Origin of the sequence: Akkermansia sp. NBRC 115031, from assembly GCF_030268505.1 — a bacterium.
Lineage (GTDB): Bacteria > Verrucomicrobiota > Verrucomicrobiia > Verrucomicrobiales > Akkermansiaceae > Akkermansia > Akkermansia massiliensis.
The window spans coordinates 315,948-336,899 of record NZ_BSQU01000001.1 but is presented as its reverse complement, the minus strand read 5'-3'; the positions used below and the strand labels follow the sequence as shown (position 1 = coordinate 336,899).

The following is a 20,952-nucleotide window of genomic DNA, read 5'->3' as shown; positions in this document are numbered from 1 at the left end:
CGCCGCTTTTACCTTACTCCTCCTACTATGCTGACAATTCCTCACGAAATTATTTCCTCCCTCAATATTTCTCCTCGGCAGGCACTCCAATGGGTAAAAGAGTCCTTCCGTATCAAGGATGAAGAATCTGTCTTCCTTCCCCATAAAATAAGCATCGCCTTTGAAGAAGGAAAATTCATGAATACGATGCCCTGCATCGTCCCCGGCCTGAACGCCATGGGGGTAAAAATTGTAACACGTTATCCGGAACGTACCAAAACCATTAATGGGGAAATACTCCTTTATGATTATCATACCGGAGAGCTTCTGGCTCTTATGGACGCCTTTTGGGTCACGAACGCCCGTACCGGAGCAGTGGCCGCCCTCGCCCTTCAAACATTCGCCAGACAGGATTTCCAGACAATTTCCCTGATGGGGTTGGGAAATACGGCCCGCGCCACCATGGCATGTATTCTGGCATTATATCCTGAGAAAAACTTTACGGTGCGTCTTCTTTCCTACAAAACGCATGTTTCCCAATTCATTGAAGAATTCCAATGCCATAGCAACGTCCGTTTTGAAGAAGTGGAAAACATCAATAGTCTCATTGATGGAACAGACGCCGTTATTTCCTGCATTACTAATGCGGAGGGCCTCCTTGCCGAAAATAGCTGTTTCAAACCAGGCATTACTGTTATCCCCGTACATACAAAGGGGTTCCAGAATTGTGATTTGTTTTTCGACAAGGTATTTGCCGATGATCGTGACCATGTTAAGAATTTCCGGCACTTTGAGTGCTTTCGTCAATTTGGGGAAATAGCTCCGGTGCTGGCCGGAAAAGCAGCGGGAAGAACTTCCCCGGAAGAACGCATCCTCAGCTATAATATCGGGCTGGGACTCCACGATATCGTCTTCGCCAAGCACATTTATGACCGCCTGATCAATATTGAGGAGCAGAAGGAAAAATCCCCCTCCTTTCACTTCCGGCAAACGGCATGCCTGCCCTGATCAGCTGATTTCATCAACATATTCCCCTCGCCTGAAGCGGGAGGTAACGTCAGCCATGAAGATGGAATCCCCACGGGTCAAAAGACGGTTGTCATGAAGACAGCCGTGAATCAGGCGCAAAAACGCGGCCAGCTCATAGCGAAGGCCGTCGCCCTCAAACCTGATAAAATATTTCCTGTTCTGCCGGGGGTCTTCAAAACGCACCTCAAACATCTCCGTCTTCCACCACGGGGAGGGCACGTAAATATAGCCGCGCGTTCCCGTGACGCACAGGTCCCCCTCCCGCTTGGCTCCGATGGCGACCGTGGCGGAGGCTGCCGCATTGGGATAAAGGAAATCCGCCCGCGTAAAAAGGTCCACGCCCGTTTCCGGCTTCCTGCAAGTCGTGAAGCGGATGCGGCGGCTTTCCGTCCCCAGCAGCTTTCCGATGACGAAAACGGGATAAGCCCCCAGCTCCGTCCACGCCCCCCCGGCCTGCATGGGATCGAACTCCCTGCTTGAATCATCCTCAATCAATTTGGTGAACGCGGCGTCCACCGCCTTGATGGAACCGATAACTCCGCTTTCCGCCACGCCTATCAACTGCTGGAAAGCCGGGAAAAAGGCCGTTTTCAGCGCTTCCAGTAAAACGCATCCCCTCTCCGCGGCCAGCAGGAACAGCTCTTCCACCTCTTCCCGGGAAAGGGCAAGCGGCTTTTCGCACAGCACATGCTTTCCTTTCAGGAGGGCTCTTTTGACCAGTTCATAATGCAGATGATGCGGAACGGCCACGTAAACGGCATGGACCTTGTCCAGGAACCGTTCATACTCCGTGTAATATTCCAGCAGTTCATACGATTCCGCAAACCGGCGCACCTTCTCCTCGTCGCGTCCGTAAACGGCCGTTATTTCAATGCCGCTGACGTACTTGGACTCCTGGAGAAAACGGCCCGCTATGCGCCCGTGGCCGGCAATTCCCATGTGGACAATGAAATTCCGGGCGGAACGGAGGTCGGTTGAAGAAACGCCCTTCGTGCGCTCCAGGTAAACCACCTCGCAATGTTCGCGCAGATAATCGAACTTGCCCGTCCAGTCGGAACCGATCACGAAAATATCCGCCCCATACTTCTGGATGTCGTGCAGCTTCTGCCCTTCCAGCTCCTCCGTGATAATAAGGTCCGCCAATCCGGTTTTCCGGACATTTTCCACGCGTTCCTCCAGGCTTTCCAGCACATTCAGCTTGCCCCGGCTCTGGTCGTAGCTGTCTGTGGTCACGCCGACGATGAGGCGGTCCCCCAGCGCCCGGGCTCTTTTCAGAAGATTGACGTGCCCCGTATGAAGCAGGTCGAAAGTGCCGTAGGTGATAACCGTTTTCATGACTGGGACATGTCAATCTGCTTTCCGTAGACGTCAATGAAACGGTTCACCGCCGTCTCAAAGGGGACATGTTCCATCATGTGCTTTACGGAAGGGTGCTTGAACTGGATGCGGTCTGGATAGGACAGGTAATCGCCATAAAAAAATTGCAGGTACTGGCGCGCATGGTTGGGCACGGAGAATTTCATCCCCTCAAACTCCATGGATCCCAGGGGAAAGAACGTCTCATAGGGCAGATGAGTGTTTTTCGTAAATGTGATGGCCGGGGAAAGGAAAATTCCGGGGGTGTCCTCCTCCGCCGCCGGGTCCTTGCCTTCCAGAATCTCCCGGCGGATTTTCTGCTGGATCTGGTCATCGGTCATGTTCATCCGGCCATCCACCAGAACCACGTCTTTTTTAAACGCAGTAAGCCGCCTGTCCAGGCTGCCGTGCTGTTCCGGGGACACGAGGCTTTCCGAATAAAAATGATAAGGGTATACGTCAATGTTGAGAGGAGTGCCCTCATACCCTATTTGCAGGAAGGCATGCCTTTTCCAGGTAAAACCTTCCTCCCGCGGAAAGAGGGAGGGCAGCAGTTCCAGAAGGCGGTCGTACTCCGGCCTCATCATGCTTGCGTCCAGATCATCGTCCCACGGAATAAAGCCCCTGTGCCGCACCGCGCCCAGCAACGTTCCGTAATCCAGCCAGTACCGGAGGCCGTTTTCCCGGCACTTCCGCGCAAAAAGAGCCAGCAAAACGGTATTGCCTTCCTGAAGCAGCCTCAGTTTGCCCGTAGCCGGAGGAACCTGGGAAACGGGATGGTTGTAAATGAGAAGATTGCGGATATCTTCCAGCTTTGACGCCAAAGATTCGTTTCTTCTTCTCCTGAAACCATTCATAAACCGATTGATGATTTTCCGCCCATAATAAGGGAGCTTACAGAGAACCATATATTTTATATGGTTTAATTCCATCATATTCAATCAGTTTTAAAAAATTCAAACCATCTGCCGAAATCGAACGGCCTTTAATCATTGAAGAGGAATCAGTATAATGCAACCTTTCAGCTATGCAACGTTTATTATATTGATTTTCATCAATAAAAAGCTTCTTTCACTCTGGCTAGAAGCTTGAAAATACAACTTTTACCTGAAAAGAAAAAAAGAGGGAAGCTTTCCTGAAATTCTTTTTTCCTTTTTCTGGAACGCATTAAAAAATACTGGAGCAACCGCTCCGTGAAAAATAACAGGCCGCATGAACAAAGACACTCCGCCAGCCGGGAAAAACCATGCGCTGCCGGTCAGCTACACAGCCCTAACCAGGCAAACTTTCCATAGCAAATGCCGCTACTTCAGTACGGGGTTATTTACAGCTTGTCCAGGGCGGAACGGCCGTAAGCCGTGTTGGGATACCTGTCCGCGGCTTCCTCCCAGTATTTCCGGGCCTTGTCCGGATTGTTGAGCTGGGAATCGTAAATCACTCCTATCTTGTACAGGAACAGGGCCCGGTCCTCCTTGCGCCATCTTCTGGATTCCAGGCCTTCCTGAAGGACTTCAACGGAATCCGCATACCGGCGCATATCGTTCAGCAGGCTGGATTCCATGAGCCAGGAACGCACCAGCCCCGAATTTTCCTTCCGGTAGCGTTCCAGCAGTTCCAGGGCTCCCTGCGGATCCCCGGAATTCAGCATGCGCCGGGCGGCGTCCACCAGCACTTCCTCATCCGTGGTGATGTTGGAGGAATACAGCGTCTTGGTCACCAGATCGCCCATCACGGGCAGCAGGTACTTGACCACGAGCCACACTTCAAAGGCAATCACCGGAATCAGGACGACCAGGGATTGCAGCGGGGAAAGGGGAATAGCCTGCGCCAGGAACGCAAAGAGGCCCAGGGGAAGCAGCACCAGCAGCAGCCGTATAAACGTGCGCCGGGCCAGCAGCAGAATCATTTTCAACATGACGGGATTGTTCAAGGGAGTTAGAGGCAGTCCGGGCGGCTCCGGAAAAAAAGGAACGCCTCCGCGGCCCCGCCCGGAGGAAAGGGCCGCGGAGGCTTCCGTTTAAAAGCGGTAAACGGCTTCCACGCCCACGCGGATGCGGAAGTCCTCAATCGTGCTCATGCCGGTGTAGCGGCGGATTTCGGAACGGGTGTTTCCGGCCCAGTCCAGCTGGATGAAGGGAATGACGCGGAACCCGCGGCTGGCATCCACGCCCGTTACGCGCACGGGAGCCGCCAGCTTGATGTTCACCTGGTCAAATCCGGCCACGCCGGAGCCCCAGTAGCTGGAAGAATAGCCGGTTCCGGCGCTCAATTCCAGGTCCACCTTCTCATGAATCAGGCCGCTCCAGCGCTTGCCCGCGTTCAGGTCGATGCGCCAGCCAATCATGCCGTAAAAGCCGTACTGCACGTCCAGGGAGCCAAAATAGCCGTGGCCCGGATCGTCATACGCCAGGCCTGCCGTCACGGACTGGGCCACGGAATGGGGGGCCTTTCCCATGTACTTGCTCAAATAGCCCGGCAGGCCGCCGTAATTGAATTCGTACCCCCCCCGGAAAGACAGGTTGGGGAACAGCTCCTTGACGGCCTTCCAGTTGGCGTCAAAGGCATCCTTGTCGCTCAGCAGGCCGTCGCAGAAGGCCATGTATTCCGCGCCGATTTCCTGCTTCCAGTCCCGGGCCAGGTTAAGATTCAGCTCACCGCCGATGTTGAACACGCCGCTGCGGTTCAGCAGGGAGGATGCCACCACGTCCTTGTAGGCATACCGGGAATCATAACCGATGTGGGCCGCGCCGCTGATCGTATCATTGTAGGAACTTGCGGGACGGGGGTCATAACCGTATCCGTCATAGGCGCCGGCGGAAACCGCGGCCAGGGCTGAGGCCGCCATGAACAGGGCTGTTGCTTTCATAGTAAGCTTATCTTAATCATTTCAACCCCGCCAACGCAAGCAGAATCCCGGAACGGCCCGGAGAAACGGACCTTGGCGGCAACAGCGGGAAAATCCCTTGAAAAAAGACAGGGTCTTTCTTGTAAAGAATCCCTTTCCTCCTATGATGGGGCAGTGATGGACTGGAACGCTGATTTGTATGAAAACAAGCATGATTTTGTCGCGGAATATGGCAGGGACCTGCTCTCCCACGTGCCGGAAAACCCCGGCCAGGCCATTCTGGACCTGGGCTGCGGAACCGGCACGCTGACGCACGCCCTGCTGGAAAAATCGACCTCCGTCGTCGGGCTGGACGCCTCCCCGGAAATGATTGGAAAGGCACGGCAGCTTTATCCCGGCATGGACTTCCGCGTGCTGGACGCCTGCCTCATGCCCTGGAACAACTGGTTTGACGTCATTTTTTCCAATGCCGCCTTCCATTGGATACCGGACCACGGGGCTCTTTTGAAAGCCGTCTCCCGCGCCTTGAAACCGCAGGGAAAACTGATCTGCGAATTTGGGGCCCACCGCAACATCCTCCGCATCAGGGAGGCCTTCCGGCCCAGCCTGGAGCGGATGAACCTCCCGTACAAGACACGTTTTTACTTCCCCACCGTGGAAGAATACCGCAGCATGCTGGAACAGTCGGGACTGCGCCCGGAAGTGGTGATGGACTTTGACCGCCCCACGCCGCTGAAAGACGGGCCGGACGGCTTGCGCAACTGGGCGCGCCAGTTCTTCTGGGCGGACCTGAAGTGCCTCCACGAAAAACGGCGCGTCCGGATTTTCGAGGAAATGGAAAAGGCCCTGCGGGACGAGCTGTGGGACGGCACCCAATGGGTGGCGGACTACCGGCGCATCCGGGTGATCGCTTCCAAATAAGCCGAAGGCCCCCACAGGGGAAAAGGCGCGCGGGCGTGCCGGATACGCTGATAATGCTTGAGCCTCCAACGGGCATTTTGTACAAAAGCCGCCAATGAGTATGTTCACTCCTTTTGAAGAAAAGATGGAGTCCGCCGGCGTTCCGGCCGCAGCCGTCAAAGCTTTCTCCCGCTGTTACGAAGCTCTCGTCTCCAACCACTCCGGCATGATTCCGGAAACGGACATCCAGCCCGCCGACCAGGTGGTGGACTGGCAGGACATCACGGCCTCCACCCCCGCGGCGGACAAGGACCTGATCTCCCAGTGCGTGTGCATCAAGCTCAACGGCGGCCTCGGCACGAGCATGGGCCTCCAGAAGGCGAAAAGCCTGCTGAAGGTAAAGGGTGAAGACACGTTCCTGGACTTGATCGTCCGGCAGGTGAAGCACCTGCGCTCCATCTCCGGCACGCCCGTGCGCCTTCTGCTGATGAACTCCTTCTCCACCAGCGCGGATACGCTGGCCTACCTGGAAAAATACGCGTCTGACGGCTTTGCGGACCCCGCCCAGGTGGAGCTGATGCAGAACCGCGTTCCCAAAATCCTGGCGGACGGGCTCGCCCCGGCCAGTTGCCCGGAACAGCCGGAACTGGAATGGTGCCCGCCCGGCCACGGTGACCTGTACCCGGCCCTGCTGGGTTCCGGCTGGCTGGACCGCCTGCTGGCGGACGGCGTCAAATACGCCTTCGTCTCCAACTCCGACAATCTGGGCGCACAGCTTGACATGAACTTCCTGCGCTGGTTTGCGGAGAGCGGCGCCCCCTTCGTCATGGAAGTCACCCGCCGCACGGAGGCGGACAAGAAAGGCGGCCACCTGGCCGTCAGGAAGGCGGACGGCCACTTGATCCTGCGGGAAGTTGCCCAGTGCCCGGATGCGGACATTCCCGAATTCCAGGACATCTCCAAGCACCGCTATTTCAATACCAACACGCTCTGGATACGCCTGGACGCCCTCAAGGAAATCCTGGACGCCAACGGCGGCGTGCTCCCTCTGCCCATGATCCGGAACAGCAAGACGCTCAACCCCCGCGACCCGGAATCCGCCCCGGTGTACCAGCTGGAAACGGCCATGGGCGCGGGCATCGAGTGCTTTCCCGGCGCAAGGGCCGTCAACGTTCCGCGTTCCCGGTTCTTCCCCGTCAAGACCACGTCCGACCTGCTCCTGCTGCGTTCGGACGCCATCGCCGTGGATGAAGACGGCAAGGTGGCCCTGGCTCCGGAACGGGAAGGAAAAACTCCCGTTGTGGACCTGGACTCCAAGCTGTACAAGCTGGTGGACTCCCTGGACAGCCTGGGCCTGCCTTCCCTGATCGGGCTGGACAAGCTGACCCTGCGCGGCCGCTTCCACTTCCAGGACGGAGCCGTTCTCCAGGGCACGCTGCTGATGGAAAACGATTCCGAAGAAACGAAGGAAATCCTCCCGGGCGTTTATGCCGGAGCCTGAACTCCATTCTTCCGCCTCCGCCCCCCGCCCGGTCAAAGCCGGGCTGGGCGTGGAGGACATCCGGCACATTCCCGCCCGGGAAAGGGAGCTGCGCTTCACCCGCAACCGCGCGGGCTCCGTCCTGCTGGCAGCGGGATTCCTGCTGATCGCCATCGCCGCCTTCCTCCAGCTCACGGGTTACGATACGATCACCCCGTACCTGCCCGCCCCCCTGTGGGCCATGCAGGCTGCGGCGCTTGTTCCCTCCGTCCTCTGCCTGATTGCGGGGAGCCGCTGCCTGAAGCACGCGGCCGTCATCGTCACCCCGGTAGGCGTGGAAATCCTGCCCTTCCTGCGGGCGCGCCGCGCCATGCAATGGTGCTTCTGGCAGCAGATACGTTCTGCGGACCGGAAAGGCGGACGCCTGAACCTCCGCCTGACGGACGGCTCAACCGTCGCGGTCAGCCTGCGCTCCATGACAGCCGCCAGCCGGGAAATGCTGGTCCATGCGGTCCGGCAGCGCGTCAACACCCTGCAATGCTCCGGTTATGGTAAGGCCTGAAAAACTGGCCGCTCTCCAGGAGCGGATGGAAGCCCTGGGCATCCGTGAACAGGATCTGGAGGAAAGCTTTGTCCGCGGAAGCGGGCGCGGCGGCCAGAAGGTGAATAAAACCAACAACTGCGTTTATCTCAAGCACATCCCCACGGGAATCGCCGTCAAATGCCACGTGGACAGGTCCCGCGAGCTCAACCGCTTTCTGGCGCGCAGGGAACTGTGCGACGCGGTGGAACAAATGCAAACGGGCCGATGCGCCGCGAGAGCCCGCGTCATCCAGCGCATGCGCCGGCAGAGGGACCGTAGAAGACGCAGGCGTTCCAGTCCTCCGGCTCCCTCTCCGGACAACGAATAACGGCTCCAAAAGCCGCTAGGAACGCGGGAAAACCTCCCGGTACTTCTCCTTCAGCATGGCGAATACATTGTGGGGGACATAGCGGCTCACCTGGCTTTCCCAGCCTTCCGGGCCAATCAGCCCCTTGATCATGCTGGAGGACAGTTCCGCCGTATCCCGCGGAGGCATCAGGAACACCGTGCAGACCTTGGGAGCCATGTCCGCATTAATATGGCGCATCACGCGTTCATATTCATAATCCTGCGTGGAACGGATGCCGCGCAGCATGAACGTGGCCCCGTGTTCGTTGGCAAAATCCACCAGAAAGCGGTTGTGGAACTCGGCAATGCGCACGTCCGGCATGTCGGAAAGCGCCACCCGCAGCATGGTCATGCGTTCCTCATGGGAAAACGTGTAGTGCTTGTCCGGATTGTCGCCTATGGCCACAATCAGCTCATCAAACATCCTCGCCCCCTGCTTGATCATCCATAAGTGACCATTGGTCAGAGGGTCAAAACTACCGGCATACACGGCGATGCGCTTCATTCGTGCCATGCTATACCCCCTCCTGCGGAAAATACAATCCTTTTCCATGCGGCGGACCCGCCCTCTCCGTTCAGGCCCGCTCTTTTCCGGACATCCCTGCTTGACACTCCTGCAATAACGGCTAAACATTAACGGACAGCGCCTCACTTCCCGCGTGCGGGCGGCTGTTCCGCAACTATCCGACCTTTCTCCCATGACAGAACCTTCCTCTTCCTTTCCGGAGCGTCCATCCCTTCCGCCTTCCTGCCCCACCTCCGTCCGCAGAGATCCGCAGTCCCTGCTTTCCCCTTCCTGGTGGAGGCATGGGCACATCCCGCTGCTTGTCCTGATTGCCAGCGGCTTTGCCGCGGATTTCATGTTCGGTACATTGGAGGGCCTGGGCATCGGTACTGCGCTGGGCCTTCTGCTGTACACGGCGGCCTTTCTGGCACTGAGAACGGACCTCAGCCGGAAGGAGCAGGTGTTCCTCGTTTTCATGGCCGTGCTGAACGCTGCTGCGGCAGGCGCCAACCTGACTTCCTTTACCCAGTTCAATCTGCTCATCGGCCTGGGGCTTCCCGTGGTGATAACGTTCCTGCCGCGGAAAGAGGGCAACAGCTTTGACCCTGCCAAACGGTACGTCACCTGGTGGGGCTATAAATTTTTCCGGGTGACCCAGGCAAAAGAGGCGGCCGCAAACGTCCTGGGGAAAATTCCGCTTGCAGGCAGCGTCGCCATCGGAGTCATTCTGTTCCTGGTCTTCCTGTCCATCTTTGCGGACGGGAACCCTGTGGTCGCCGCCGTCAGAACAGCCATGAACAAATGGTTCTGGAGCTATTGCTCCTGGCTGGTTCCGGATATGGGAACGGTAGCGGACATCCTCCTGTGGTGCCTGGGAGCCCTGGCATTCGGCATTGCAGCCATGCCGCGCTCCCGCTCTTCCTTCCCGGAACAACACCCCGTGCGTCCGGGCAGCCCCTGGCTCCCGCACCTCCCCGCCGTTTCCCTGCTGTTCATCAACCTGGCTTTTCTGGTCAACAACGGCACGGACGTGGCGTTTTTATGGCGGGGAAGCGTTCCTGACGGCATCTCCCAGACCGCCTATCTGCACGACGGGGCGGACTCCATCATGCTGGCGGCCTTTCTTTCCGCCCTGGTGCTGCTGGTCCTGTTCCGTCCGGAAGGCTCCGTGCGGGCGTCAAAAACGGGAATCGTCCTGGGCTTCATCCTGGCGGCGCAGACGGGACTGCTCGCCGCCAGTGTGGGCATGAGGCTGTATTTCCAGATAAAAGATTTCGGCTTCTCTCCCAACCGCGTCACGGCCGGCATCTATTTGCTGATGGGAGCCTGCTTCCTGTACCTTCTCTTCCGCTACATGGCCGGCCATGGAAACTGGCTGCGTTATGGAAAACTCTGCGGCGCCATAGCCCTTGTTTTCCTGGCCCTGACCGGGCTCCGCAGTCCGTCCCAACTGAGCGGCGACCTGAACCTGATGACGATGGACAGACAGTCGGACTGGTATTTCAGCGATGGAGACCTGCCGCGCTTTGAACTCCGGGACAACATCCCCTTCGCCATGGCCGTCTACCGCCGGCTGGGAGGGGATACGGAAGCCGGAGCCAACGTTTACGCCATGACCCGGGAAGCTCTCCATGCCGAAAGCCGCATTTGGAACTGGCGTTCCCGCAACCTGCGGAAATGGAGACGGGACCGGCAGAGGATGCAGTTCCGGCAGCTTCCCGAACCCACGGCACAAGCCACCTACGGCACGGATGCGTGGCGTCCTTCCTCCCGGCCCACTGGAATGAGGCCTAACTGACGGAGGGGCCGGTTCCTGCGGCGCGGGGAAGATTTTCATCCCCCCGGCTTGTCAAGGAGCCGTATTTTTTGCATCATGCTTCTCCGTTATGCAGAAACGACGCGTCGTCATCCTGGGTTCCACCGGTTCCATCGGAACCAGCGCCCTGAAAGTCGCCCGGGACATTCCGGACAGAATGGAAATCGTGGGGCTGGCCGCCGGAACCAGCGTGGAGGCGCTGGCCCGCCAGGCGAGCGAATTCAACGTCCGCAACGTATGCATTTTTGACCCGTCCGGGGCGGACAAGCTGGCGCGCGCCCTTCCCGGCGCCCAGGTGGAAACGGGCGAGGAAGGCCTGTGCCGCCTGGCGCGGCTTCCGGAGGCGGACATGGTGCTGATCTCCATCGTGGGGACTGCCGGCCTCAAGCCCGCACTGGCCGCCATTGAAGCAGGCAAGGACCTCGCCATCGCCAGCAAGGAAATTCTGGTCATGGCCGGCCAGATTGTCATGGAAAAGGCGCGCCAAGCAGGTGTGCAGGTGCTTCCGGTGGACAGCGAACATAACGCCATCTTCCAGTGCCTGAACGGCAGCCACGGCGGACCGGATGCCGTTTCCCGCCTGATTCTGACGGCGTCCGGCGGCCCCTTCCGCACCTGGAAGAAGGAAGACCTGGAGCACGTCACGCTGGAACAGGCCCTCAAGCACCCCACCTGGAGCATGGGCCGGAAAATCACCATAGACTCCGCCACCCTGTTCAACAAGGGGCTGGAAATGATTGAGGCCCGCTGGCTGTTTGATGTTCCCATGGAAAAGGTGGACGTCATCGTTCACCCGCAGAGCATCGTGCATTCCATGGTGGAATACCGGGACGGCACGGTGCTGGCCCAGATGAGCAGCTCGGACATGTGCTTCCCCATCCAGTACGCCGTCACGTGGCCGGACCGCGTTCCCAACTCCCTCAGGCAGCTCAACTTTGCGGAGATAGGCCAGCTGGTGTTCGAGGCGCCCCGTCCGGACGCCTTCCCCGCCCTGGACCTGGCGCGCAGGGCCGGCGCCAGCAGCAGCACCCTGGCCGCCGTCTACAACGCCGCCAATGAAGTGGCGGTGGACGCCTTCATTCAGGGAAAACTCACCTTCCCCGGCATCTGGAGACTGGTGGAAGCCGTCATGAACGACCATTCCCCGGCAGATCCCCGCGGAGAGCTGGCCCCCATCCTGGAAGCGGACCAGTGGGCCAGGCGGCGCGCGGCGGAACTGATTCCTTCCCTTTCCCGCCCTTCCTGACGCCATGACCGCCCGGATTCCCGCCGGAGCGCCCCCCCGGGCGGCGCGCATCACCATCCTGGACATCCTCCGGGCGCTGGCCCTGCTGGGCATCGTCATCGTCCACGCGCACGACCACTTCAACCTGTACCTCCCCATGCCCCCTGCGGAGGGATGGCAGGCCGCGGCCAACAGCGCGGCGGACTGGGCCTACGAACACCTTTTCGTCAGCAAATCCTTCCTTCTCTTCTCCTTCCTGTTTGGCCTCAGCTTCTTCATCCAGCTGGACAGGCAGGAACAGAAAGGCGTCGACTTCCGGAAGCGCTTCATGTGGCGGCTGGCGCTCCTGTTCCTGCTTGGGCTGGCGCACACCCTTTTTTATGACGGGGACATCCTCACCATCTTCGGCGTGCTGGGCTTTGCCCTGGTGGCCCTGTACAAACGCGGCACGCCTCTTCTTGTCATCCTCTGCCTGCTGTGCCTGATGCAGCCCGTCGCCTTCATGGACACGCTGTCCCGCGCCGGACTGGCGGACCTGTGGCCGCATTCCTCCGGCTGGTTCCACCCGGCCTCCCCGGCGGCAGGCCCTTCGCGTGAATTCCTGTACGCCCACGGCAGCTGGGGGGAAGCGGCCCTGTGGAACCTGACGCAGGGCCAGGCGGGCAAATGGCAGTTCTTCCTGCTCAGCGGCCGCATCTGGCAGACGCTGGGCCTCTTCATCCTGGGCATGCTGGCGGGGAGATGGCAGGTCTTTGTGGACGCTCCGAACAAGCGCCGCCTGTTTCTGCGGATGCTTGGAATCTCCGGAACCCTGTTTCTGGCTCTGCTGGCAGCGCGCCTGCTCCTCACCTCCCGGCTGGACTCCGCGCTGGGAACGGACGCTGGACACCTTCTGCACCAATGGGAAAACCTCGCCTATACCGCGGCCTTCGTCTCCGCCGCCGTCCTGCTGTTCACCCATCCCGGCCTTCCCCTGCCATCCAGGCTGCTCAGCAGCGCCGGAAAATGCACGCTGACGTGCTACGTCTCCCAAACGCTGGTGTTCACCTTCCTGTTCTTCGGGTGGGGCCTGGGGCTGGCGCAAGGCATGGGGCCGTGGGCGTGCCTCTGTGCGGCGGTAGCCGTCTTCCTGCTTCAAGCCTGGGCGTGCCGCCTCTGGCTAGCCCTCTTCCTGTACGGCCCCCTGGAATGGCTGTGGCGCACCGCCACCATGTGCCGCATGCAGCCGTTCCGCAAGCGCATGCCATAGGAAGGGCGGCCCTTCTTCCTCCCTGCGTCTGTTAAAGCCCGGTTTCCCCGGAAGAAGGAGGAATGAAGCGCATGGCCTCCTGCGTCCGGTCCGTGATAAAGCCGTTCCTTTCGTAAAAAGGCACTCCTTCGCGGTAGGAGGTGAGCACCACGTTCAAATACCCGGCATAGCGCCTTTTGCACAGCTCCAGCAGGCGGGAACCGACGCCGCACCCCTGGTACAGCGGATGCACCAGCAGGTAATGGACATACGCCGTCATGGTTCCGTCATCCATGGCGGCGATCAGTCCCGCCAGCCTGCCGCCGTCCCAGGCGGAAAACACGGCCCCGTAATGGAGCAATGCTTTCGCCAGGCGTTCCGGATGCCGCCCGGATTCCCATTGGACGGAAAGGAACAATTCCTCCAGCGCCGCCGGGGAAAATTCTTTGGTGTCAGTGTAGGAAAGAACCATGGAAAAAGGCATTTGTCCGTAAAAAAGGCTTTCCGCCCTACAGGGCGGAAAGCCTGAAAAAAGAGGGAAAAGCGCTTCACTCGTCGTCTTCCGCGTCAAAGGCGGAATCTTCCGAATCAAAGTCCTCATCCAGGTGGGCAGTGAATTTCTTCACGCGCTGCTGGACGGGAAGCGGAGAGAGCACCATGTGCATGGTGTTGCCGGCCAGGCGGGGAGCCTGGTCCACCTGCGCCATGGTCTTCAAGTCCGCAATGACCTTGTTGAACATGTCATAGCCAAGTTCCTGGTGGGCGTTCTCACGGCCGCGGAAGCGGAGCTGGAAACGGACCTTGTGGCCATGGTCCAGGAAGCTTTCCGCACGGGCCAGCTTCACGTTGTAGTCGTTCGTGTCCGTCCCGATGCGGAGCTTGACTTCCTTAAGCTTGATCGTGCGGCTCTTGTTGTTTTTCTGGAGCTTGGACTGCTGGTACTTGTACCGTCCATAGTCCACCACGCGGCACACGGGCGGATCGGCATTGCCCGCCACTTCCACCAGGTCCAGGCCCAGGGCCTTGGCCTTTTCCAGCGCGTCGCGCGTATTCATGACGCCGAGCTGGTCGCCGTTGGCAGTCACCACGCGCACGCGGGGGGCGCGGATGCGTTCATTCACACGGGTTTGATCACCGCGCTCACGGCGGCGATTACCATCATTATTCTTCGTTGGCTTGATTGGCACGTCCGGATACTACTAAACTAAATAAAATAACTTGGCAACTCAAATCATGGGGGAAATATGACGCTCCGCAATTTCCCTGACCACAACGTCCGCAAACTGTTCAAAGGGCATCGCCCCCAGGTCTCCCTTGTCCCGGTGGCGGACGGAAACGGTGCCTTCCTCCGCCTCACGCTGGCCGAGCACCAGCATGTAGGGAACGCGGTCCAGGCGGGCGTTGCGGATCTTCGCGCCGATCTTGTCCGGCGTTTCATCCACCGTCACGCGCACTCCCCTGGCGGCCAGGGCGGCGCGGTGCGCGGCGGCCACGTCCATCACCTTGTCGGAGATGGGGAGCACGCGCACCTGTTCCGGTGAAAGCCAGGTGGGGAATTTCCCTTCAAAATGCTCAATCAGCAGGCCCGTGAAACGCTCCATGGAACCGAACGGCGCGCGGTGCACCATCACGGGGCGGTGCGGCTTGTTGTCCGCTCCGGTGTAATGTAGGTCAAAGCGTTCCGGCAGGTTGTAGTCCACCTGCACGGTGCCCAGCTGCCATTCGCGCCCGATGGCGTCGCGCACGATGAAGTCGATCTTGGGGCCGTAAAAGGCGGCTTCCCCGGCTTCCTCGCTGTAATCCGCACCCAGCCATTCCGCGGCTTCCCGCAGGGCCTGTTCCGCCTTGTCCCAGTTTTCCGGAGAGCCCACGTACTTGTCGCTTTCCGGGTCGCGCATGGAAAGGCGCACGCGGTAGTCCGTCATGCCCAGCGTGCCGAAGATGGTCTTCACGATGCCGAGGCACTGGCGGATTTCCCCGGCAAGCTGGTCAGGCGTGCAGAAAATGTGGGCGTCGTCCTGCGTAAAGCCGCGCACGCGGGTCATGCCGCCCAGCTCACCGCTCTGTTCCCAGCGGTACACGGTTCCGAATTCCGCCAGCCTCACGGGCAGGTCCCGGTAGGAATGGGCGTCATTCGCGTAAATCTTGATGTGGTGCGGGCAGTTCATCGGCTTGAGCATGTAGCCCTCAATGGTGCCGTCAGCCAGCCCGTTGAACAGTTCCGCGCAGGAAGCTCCTTCCTGGCTCAGCTTTTCCATGGCGTCCCGTTCCGGGATGGGCGCGTACTGGCTTTCCTGGTAATACGGGAAGTGGCCGGACGTGCGGTACAGGTCCAGCTTGCCGATGTTGGGGGTGTACACCTGGGAATAGCCCAGCTTGTCCAGCTCCTGCGTGATGAAATCCTGAAGGGAGCGGCGGATGAGAGCCCCTTTGGGCTTCCAGAGGATCAGGCCCTGGCCCACGGCCTCGTCAATGCAGAAGAGCCCCAGTTCACGGCCCAGCTTGCGGTGGTCGCGGCGGCGCGCTTCCTCCAGCCGTTCCAGGTGCTCGTCAAGCTGGGTGCGGTTCGGGAAGCAGGTGCCGTAAATGCGCTGGAGCATGGGGCGGTTCTTGTCCCCCTTGTAAAAGGCGCTCGCCACGCTCATGACCTTGAACGCCTTGCAGTTCCCCGTGCGGCCCACGTGCGGGCCGGCGCACAGGTCCGTAAAATCACCGTTGCGGAACAGGGAAATCTCCTCGTCTTCCGGAATGTCGTTCAGCAGGTCGATCTTGAAGCGGGAAGGCTCGCTGCGGGGCCCCAGGGCGCCCAATTCCCCGGATTCCGCCATCTTCATGGCCTCCGCGCGGGAAATAACTTCCTTCTGGAAAGGCTGGTTTTCCTTCACCACCTTCTTCATCTCCTCCTCAATGCGCTCAAAATCCTCTGTGCTGATGCGGTGGTCCAGCTCCACGTCGTAATAAAAACCGTTATCCACGGCGGGGCCGCCGGCCAGCTGGGCGTCCGGCCAGAGGCGGCAAATGGCCGTAGCCAGAACGTGTGCGCAGGAGTGGCGCAGCCGTTCCAGATCAGACATCTGATGGCGTTCTTCAAGAGTCTTTCTTTCCTTGTGTTCGGACATACGCGCATTAGTTAACCTCCCCTAGGCACTGTTGGCAAATGCAAAAAACCCTCCTCTCCAAAAATTCAAGGCATGAACGCCGCGGAGACTTTCCGGAAGAGAACGAACACTCTCCCCTTTTTCTTCTTTACGGTTGCCGCACTGGAAAATCCGGTATAACAAGAAATTCATGCTGAATGTCATCTGCCATACCTTGGGAGCCGCTCTTCTTCTGCTTGGCATATGGATCATTCTGCTGGACTGGTACGTTTTCATCTCCCTTCATTTCACCAAGTCTGAACGATGGAACAGCTTTTCCTTCACACCATTCGCAGGAGGAATCCTCAGTTGCGCCGCTCTCCGGCTTCTTCCTCCTACCCGAGAAATGGGCATCCGATGGCTTCCCATCCTTCCGGATTCCGGTGTCATCCTGTACAGCGTCCATCTGGTTAAACAATTCTTCAAGTTTCTTTTTCGTCGTTCCCCATAAGCATTTTCTCATTTTGCACCATCGCGGGGAGAACTGGAAAAAACAGAATGCAACCATTTACCTTCCATCCGCTATCCCTCCCTCAACGAGTGATTTACACCTGCGGCCGTTTATGCCATAGTGGCGGCCAGCGGTTATGAAAATCCTCCCCCTCTCCCTTCTCTGCCTCTGCCTGCCCTGCGGCCTCTCCCGGGGCGACCAGCCGCCGGACGGCTCCCCCGTCCGCTTCCAGATCAGCATGGACCAGGCCGCGGAACACAAGGCTCCGGAACCGGACCCTGTTCCGGACCAGAGCACGCCGTTCAATGCGGCCAGGCTGCTGCTCCGCGCCCTTCAGGAAAAAACTGACTGGAAAAACGAACCGTACAAATCCCTGCCCGCCACCTCCCCCTTTGTAGGCCAGCTCAAGCTGAAAAGCATCCTTTCCCGCATGGAGGCGGTCCAGGCGTATGTAACCGGAGCGGCCCCGGAACGCCCCCCTTTTGTGGATGAAGCCTCCATCATTACCCAGGGAGACCTGGCGATGGCCTACATCCTGCTGCCGGACAAGACAAACCCGTACGTCTATGCAGCCACTGCGGTGGCCCTGGTGAAAAAGGGCGGCCAGTGGAAGGCCTCCCTGACCCCAGGGAGCTTTGACAATACGTTCCTTCCCTTTGACGACCAAATCCGGGAGGAAGCGAAAAAAATATCAGCGGAAGCCAAGAAGAAAATCTTCGGCCTCGCCCACCAGTACTCCGTGGCCGCCGTCAAAGCCGCCCTGGAGCACATCAAGCGGTTCCGTGTGGAAGCCGTAAAGGGGAAATCGGACGACGAACTCAAGACCCTGCTCATCCGCACCGTGAAAGGGGATGACCCGGCACGCATTGCCGCCCTGCTCGTTTCCCCGTACTACATGGAATCCGCCATCACCCAGAGCGCCCGGCTCACCCCCGTGGTCAAGGCCATGCGCCTTCAGGACAGGAGGGAGGAAAGCCGATACATCCAGCCCACCAACCTCAGCTTCATGACCTTTCCGAACACCATCCTGGTTCCCCTGCGCCCCCATCCGGATGACCAGACAGACCCGAACAAACGGGATGAGGACCAGCAGGAGGAGGCCAATAAGAACAATGCGAAGAAGAGCGGCAAGGACATTCACAGCATTGCGGCCATGACCATCCTGCCCCCGCGCATGAGCATGCCGGACACGGACAAGCCCGCTCTCATTTACCGCTATGCGCTGGAGAAAATCAAGGACCCCACGGATGGCTTCCCCGTTTTCAAAATGTATCTGACGGACGCCTTCACTTCATGGAACCTGAAAGCGGACGAATCCACCACCGCCCGCATCATGGCGGATTTCCACCGGACCTACCCCCCCCTGGCCTTTCCCACGCCGGAAGAGGCCGTGACCGCCGCCGGGCGCGCCCTGGCGAACCGGGACAGCCTGGCCATGATACGCATGCTGGCTCCGGCCAAATTCGCCTCCGTGAAGGAATTTGAAGACGCGCTCTCCCAGTTGAAAACGGTCATGGGCAGGATTCCCGCCCCCCGGACCGAGGTGAAGGAAAAAGGCGCTCCCGTCGTCAAGGCTGCCTACGTTCCCGTCACCAGGGACGGCGCCCCCGGCATCAAGGCCACCATCGGCGTGCGGCCCGCTTCCAGAAACGGATTCTCCGTCAACAACCTGTACCTTACCAAAACAGACAGCGGCTGGATGATCACCGGAGCTGATGTGGAGAACCCGCTGGCGCTGGACGAACAAAAAAAACCCTGAAAACCGCCCGGGGAACGCCCGCCCCTCTATCACACAACCTTTTCCATTATCACACCATGATGAATCTACCGATACGGCCGCGCCGCAACAGAAAATCCGCCAACATCCGGGGTCTCATCCGGGAAACCTCCCTCTCCCCGGAACACCTCATTTACCCGGTCTTCGTCCATGAAGGAACCGGGAACCAGCCCATTTCCTCCCTGCCCGGCTGCACGCGCTGGAGCGTCAAGGGCCTGGTGGAGGAAGCCAAGCGCCTGATGGACCTGGGCATCCGCACGCTGGACCTTTTCCCGGCCATCCCGGACGGGAAGAAAACCCCGGACGCCTGTGAGGCCTGCAACCCTGACGGCCTCATTCCGCGCACCATTTACGCGCTCAAGAGCGAGGTGCCCGGCATCACCGTCATGACGGACGTGGCGCTGGACCCCTACAATTCAGACGGTCACGACGGCCTGGTGGAATTCCGCTCCGACGGCACGATGGAAATCCTCAATGACGACTCCGTGGAGGTCCTCTGCCGCCAGGCTTTGTGCCACGCGGACGCCGGGGCGGACATCGTCTCCCCCAGCGACATGATGGACGGCCGCGTGGCCGCCATCCGCGCCACCCTGGATTCCGAGGCCTTGGACGACGTCTCCATCATGGCCTATACCGCCAAGTACGCCAGCGCCCTGTACGGGCCGTTCCGCGGCGCGCTGGAAAGCGCGCCGAAGGAGGGGGACAAGAAAACGTACCAGATGGACCCCGGCAACATCCGGGAAGCCCTCAGGGAAGCGCAGCTGGATGAAGCGGAAGGCGCGGACATCCTGATGGTGAAACCCGCCACGCTGTATCTGGACGTAATGGCCGCCATGCGGAAGCACGTGACGCTGCCGATAGCCGCCTACCACGTCAGCGGGGAGTACCTGATGATCAAATCCGCCGTGGCTTCCGGCTGGCTGGATGAACGGGAAACCGTTCTGGAGACTCTAACCTCCATCCGGCGCGCCGGGGCGGACATGATCCTCACGTATTACGCCCCCCAGGCCGCCGAATGGCTTAAACAACGCTGACGCCGCACGGCCTCCGCACAGGAGGTGGACGTACGGTCCAGAATACCGCTCTCCGCATGTCTACCTCCACAAAAATATTTGTCGGCATCGTGATCGTCGTCGTCATGGCGCTCACCTCCCTCTGGGGCGTCTATGCCCCCACCTTCTCGGAAGCCTACGTACTGCCCGTACAGATGACGACGGCGGACGGCGCCCCGCTGGGCAACTTCCAGTGCCGCCCGGTGGCCGCGGAAAACGGGAAGACGCTCCTGGTCTTCCGGGATACGGACTTCCTGCGCCAGACCACGGGGAACATGGTCCATTCCAAGATCATCCTTTCCTACAAGGGCACGCCGTTCTTTGAAGGCATCGTCCCCGGCCCCATGGAGGCCATAGAAATTCCCTCCGGGAACCTTCCGCCCCAGTTCCAGGCGCTCCAGCAGAACTGACCTGGGCTGCTCCGGAAAAGAAAACCTCCGGACCGGGAACCGCCCTGTTATGGCATTGTTACTGAAAGGGCGCAGGTTTCTCTATACAAACAGGGAAACATTGTGGTTTTATAGAATCAAACGATGAGTGATTCAGCCTATACCATTCTGATTGCGGAGGATGACGACAGCATCAGGCACGCCCTGACGGACGTGCTGACCGCATCCGGCTACGAGGTGCTGGCGCTGGAAGAGGGCCTGACCGCCATCCGCGCCGTGCGGGAACGCAACTTTGACCTGGCCCTGCTGGACGTAGCCATGCCGGGAGCTGACGGCTTCCAGGTGCTCCAGGTCATGTCTGCGGAGCGCCCCGGCACGCCCGTCATCATGCTCACGGCGCGCGGGGAGGAGGAGGACCGCGTGCAGGGTCTCAAGCTGGGGGCGGACGACTACATCGTCAAGCCGTTCAGCATCCGGGAGCTGCTCGCCCGCATCGAGGCCGTGCTGCGCAGATCCCCGGAACGGCCGCGCCAGCTCCGGGAAATCCGGATCCCAGGCGCATCCCTGGACAGCGCCAACCGCCTGCTCACCTTTGAGGACGGAAAGGAAACCTCCCTGACCGCACGGGAATTCGAATTCCTCACGTACATGGCCACCCACCCCAACCGCGTCATCACGCGGGACGAACTGCTCCGGCGCGTGTGGGACGTGGACCCGCGCCTGACGGATACGCGCTCCGTGGAAATGACCGTCATGCGCCTCCGGGACAAGCTGGGGACCGTCGCGGCCGCCCCGCTGGAAACGCTCAGAAGCCAGGGCTACCGCTGGAACTCATCCTTCGTCTCCTGACCC

Annotated in this window: 21 protein-coding genes; 12 read left to right on the top strand and 9 right to left on the bottom strand. The window is 59.7% G+C overall.

Annotated features, from left to right (window positions below):
* The first annotated feature begins 27 nt into the window (after window positions 1–27).
* Window positions 28–987, top strand: coding sequence for an ornithine cyclodeaminase (locus QSJ36_RS01315; protein ID WP_102727504.1), 960 nt, complete (start codon window positions 28–30; stop codon window positions 985–987).
* Here the strand turns inward: QSJ36_RS01315 and QSJ36_RS01310 are convergent, their stop codons facing one another.
* The 4 genes from QSJ36_RS01310 to QSJ36_RS01295 form a co-directional block, all read right to left on the bottom strand.
* Window positions 988–2,343 carry a Gfo/Idh/MocA family oxidoreductase gene (locus tag QSJ36_RS01310; protein ID WP_102721727.1) on the bottom strand — a complete coding sequence of 452 codons (1,356 nt, stop codon included), beginning with the start codon at window positions 2,341–2,343 and terminating at the stop codon, window positions 988–990.
* Entirely contained in the window at window positions 2,340–3,221 is an 882-nt protein-coding gene (locus QSJ36_RS01305; RefSeq protein ID WP_180971802.1) for a LicD family protein, read from the bottom strand. The genes QSJ36_RS01310 and QSJ36_RS01305 overlap by 4 nt, the downstream gene beginning before the upstream one ends.
* A gap of 467 nt (window positions 3,222–3,688) precedes the next feature.
* The gene (locus QSJ36_RS01300) at window positions 3,689–4,279 is read right to left on the bottom strand and encodes a tetratricopeptide repeat protein (RefSeq protein WP_102721729.1); all 591 of its coding nucleotides are present in this window, start codon (window positions 4,277–4,279) and stop codon (window positions 3,689–3,691) included.
* Window positions 4,280–4,381: 102 nt separating this feature from the next.
* Complete coding sequence (locus tag QSJ36_RS01295) at window positions 4,382–5,230, bottom strand: hypothetical protein (protein WP_285466269.1); 849 nt, start codon at window positions 5,228–5,230, stop codon at window positions 4,382–4,384.
* Window positions 5,231–5,386: 156 nt separating this feature from the next.
* On the opposite strand from QSJ36_RS01295, the gene QSJ36_RS01290 reads away from it, so the two are divergent.
* The 4 genes from QSJ36_RS01290 to QSJ36_RS01275 all read left to right on the top strand — a co-directional run bounded on the left by QSJ36_RS01290 (window position 5,387) and on the right by QSJ36_RS01275 (window position 8,500).
* Window positions 5,387–6,130 carry a methyltransferase domain-containing protein gene (locus tag QSJ36_RS01290; protein WP_285466659.1) on the top strand — a complete coding sequence of 248 codons (744 nt, stop codon included), beginning with the start codon at window positions 5,387–5,389 and terminating at the stop codon, window positions 6,128–6,130.
* Window positions 6,131–6,224: 94 nt separating this feature from the next.
* Entirely contained in the window at window positions 6,225–7,610 is a 1,386-nt protein-coding gene (locus tag QSJ36_RS01285) for a UTP--glucose-1-phosphate uridylyltransferase (protein WP_285466267.1), read from the top strand.
* Window positions 7,597–8,151 (top strand): hypothetical protein, encoded by a 555-nt coding sequence (locus QSJ36_RS01280; RefSeq protein ID WP_102727498.1) that lies wholly within the window; start codon window positions 7,597–7,599, stop codon window positions 8,149–8,151. The genes QSJ36_RS01285 and QSJ36_RS01280 overlap by 14 nt, the downstream gene beginning before the upstream one ends.
* Window positions 8,138–8,500: a peptide chain release factor-like protein gene (locus QSJ36_RS01275; RefSeq protein WP_102721734.1), complete on the top strand. Its 363-nt coding sequence runs from the start codon at window positions 8,138–8,140 to the stop codon at window positions 8,498–8,500. Before QSJ36_RS01280 ends, QSJ36_RS01275 begins: the two co-directional genes overlap by 14 nt.
* 15 nt (window positions 8,501–8,515) lie before the next feature.
* Here the strand turns inward: QSJ36_RS01275 and coaD are convergent, their stop codons facing one another.
* Window positions 8,516–9,025: a pantetheine-phosphate adenylyltransferase gene (gene coaD / locus QSJ36_RS01270; RefSeq protein ID WP_102721836.1), complete on the bottom strand. Its 510-nt coding sequence runs from the start codon at window positions 9,023–9,025 to the stop codon at window positions 8,516–8,518.
* Between the two features lie 193 nt (window positions 9,026–9,218).
* On the opposite strand from coaD, the gene QSJ36_RS01265 reads away from it, so the two are divergent.
* The 3 genes from QSJ36_RS01265 (at window position 9,219) to QSJ36_RS01255 (ending at window position 13,315) form a co-directional block, all read left to right on the top strand.
* Window positions 9,219–10,823 (top strand): DUF4153 domain-containing protein, encoded by a 1,605-nt coding sequence (locus tag QSJ36_RS01265; RefSeq protein ID WP_022398088.1) that lies wholly within the window; start codon window positions 9,219–9,221, stop codon window positions 10,821–10,823.
* An 88-nt stretch (window positions 10,824–10,911) separates the two neighbouring features.
* Complete coding sequence (locus QSJ36_RS01260) at window positions 10,912–12,087, top strand: 1-deoxy-D-xylulose-5-phosphate reductoisomerase (protein ID WP_102727497.1); 1,176 nt, start codon at window positions 10,912–10,914, stop codon at window positions 12,085–12,087.
* Window positions 12,088–12,091: 4 nt separating this feature from the next.
* Window positions 12,092–13,315 (top strand): DUF418 domain-containing protein, encoded by a 1,224-nt coding sequence (locus tag QSJ36_RS01255; RefSeq protein ID WP_285466260.1) that lies wholly within the window; start codon window positions 12,092–12,094, stop codon window positions 13,313–13,315.
* A 31-nt stretch (window positions 13,316–13,346) separates the two neighbouring features.
* Here the strand turns inward: QSJ36_RS01255 and QSJ36_RS01250 are convergent, their stop codons facing one another.
* The 4 genes from QSJ36_RS01250 to QSJ36_RS01235 form a co-directional block, all read right to left on the bottom strand.
* A complete protein-coding gene (locus tag QSJ36_RS01250; RefSeq protein ID WP_251827947.1) occupies window positions 13,347–13,766 on the bottom strand; it encodes a GNAT family N-acetyltransferase in 420 nt (139 codons plus the stop codon).
* A 76-nt stretch (window positions 13,767–13,842) separates the two neighbouring features.
* Complete coding sequence (infC, locus tag QSJ36_RS01245; RefSeq protein WP_240454308.1) at window positions 13,843–14,415, bottom strand: translation initiation factor IF-3; 573 nt, start codon at window positions 14,413–14,415, stop codon at window positions 13,843–13,845.
* 105 nt (window positions 14,416–14,520) lie between these two features.
* On the bottom strand, window positions 14,521–16,413 hold the full coding sequence (gene thrS, locus QSJ36_RS01240; protein WP_102721739.1) for a threonine--tRNA ligase: 1,893 nt from the start codon (window positions 16,411–16,413) through the stop codon (window positions 14,521–14,523).
* Between the two features lie 127 nt (window positions 16,414–16,540).
* Window positions 16,541–16,894 (bottom strand): hypothetical protein, encoded by a 354-nt coding sequence (locus QSJ36_RS01235; protein ID WP_102749234.1) that lies wholly within the window; start codon window positions 16,892–16,894, stop codon window positions 16,541–16,543.
* A 124-nt stretch (window positions 16,895–17,018) separates the two neighbouring features.
* Here QSJ36_RS01235 and QSJ36_RS01230 point away from each other — a divergent pair, with 124 nt between their 5' ends.
* The 4 genes from QSJ36_RS01230 (at window position 17,019) to QSJ36_RS01215 (ending at window position 20,949) form a co-directional block, all read left to right on the top strand.
* Window positions 17,019–18,641, top strand: coding sequence for a hypothetical protein (locus tag QSJ36_RS01230; RefSeq protein WP_285466245.1), 1,623 nt, complete (start codon window positions 17,019–17,021; stop codon window positions 18,639–18,641).
* 59 nt (window positions 18,642–18,700) lie between these two features.
* The gene (gene hemB / locus QSJ36_RS01225) at window positions 18,701–19,693 is read left to right on the top strand and encodes a porphobilinogen synthase (protein WP_180971058.1); all 993 of its coding nucleotides are present in this window, start codon (window positions 18,701–18,703) and stop codon (window positions 19,691–19,693) included.
* Window positions 19,694–19,749: 56 nt separating this feature from the next.
* A complete protein-coding gene (locus QSJ36_RS01220) occupies window positions 19,750–20,121 on the top strand; it encodes a hypothetical protein (RefSeq protein ID WP_022398096.1) in 372 nt (123 codons plus the stop codon).
* A 123-nt stretch (window positions 20,122–20,244) separates the two neighbouring features.
* On the top strand, window positions 20,245–20,949 hold the full coding sequence (locus QSJ36_RS01215; protein ID WP_285466239.1) for a response regulator transcription factor: 705 nt from the start codon (window positions 20,245–20,247) through the stop codon (window positions 20,947–20,949).
* Window positions 20,950–20,952: the final 3 nt, after the last annotated feature.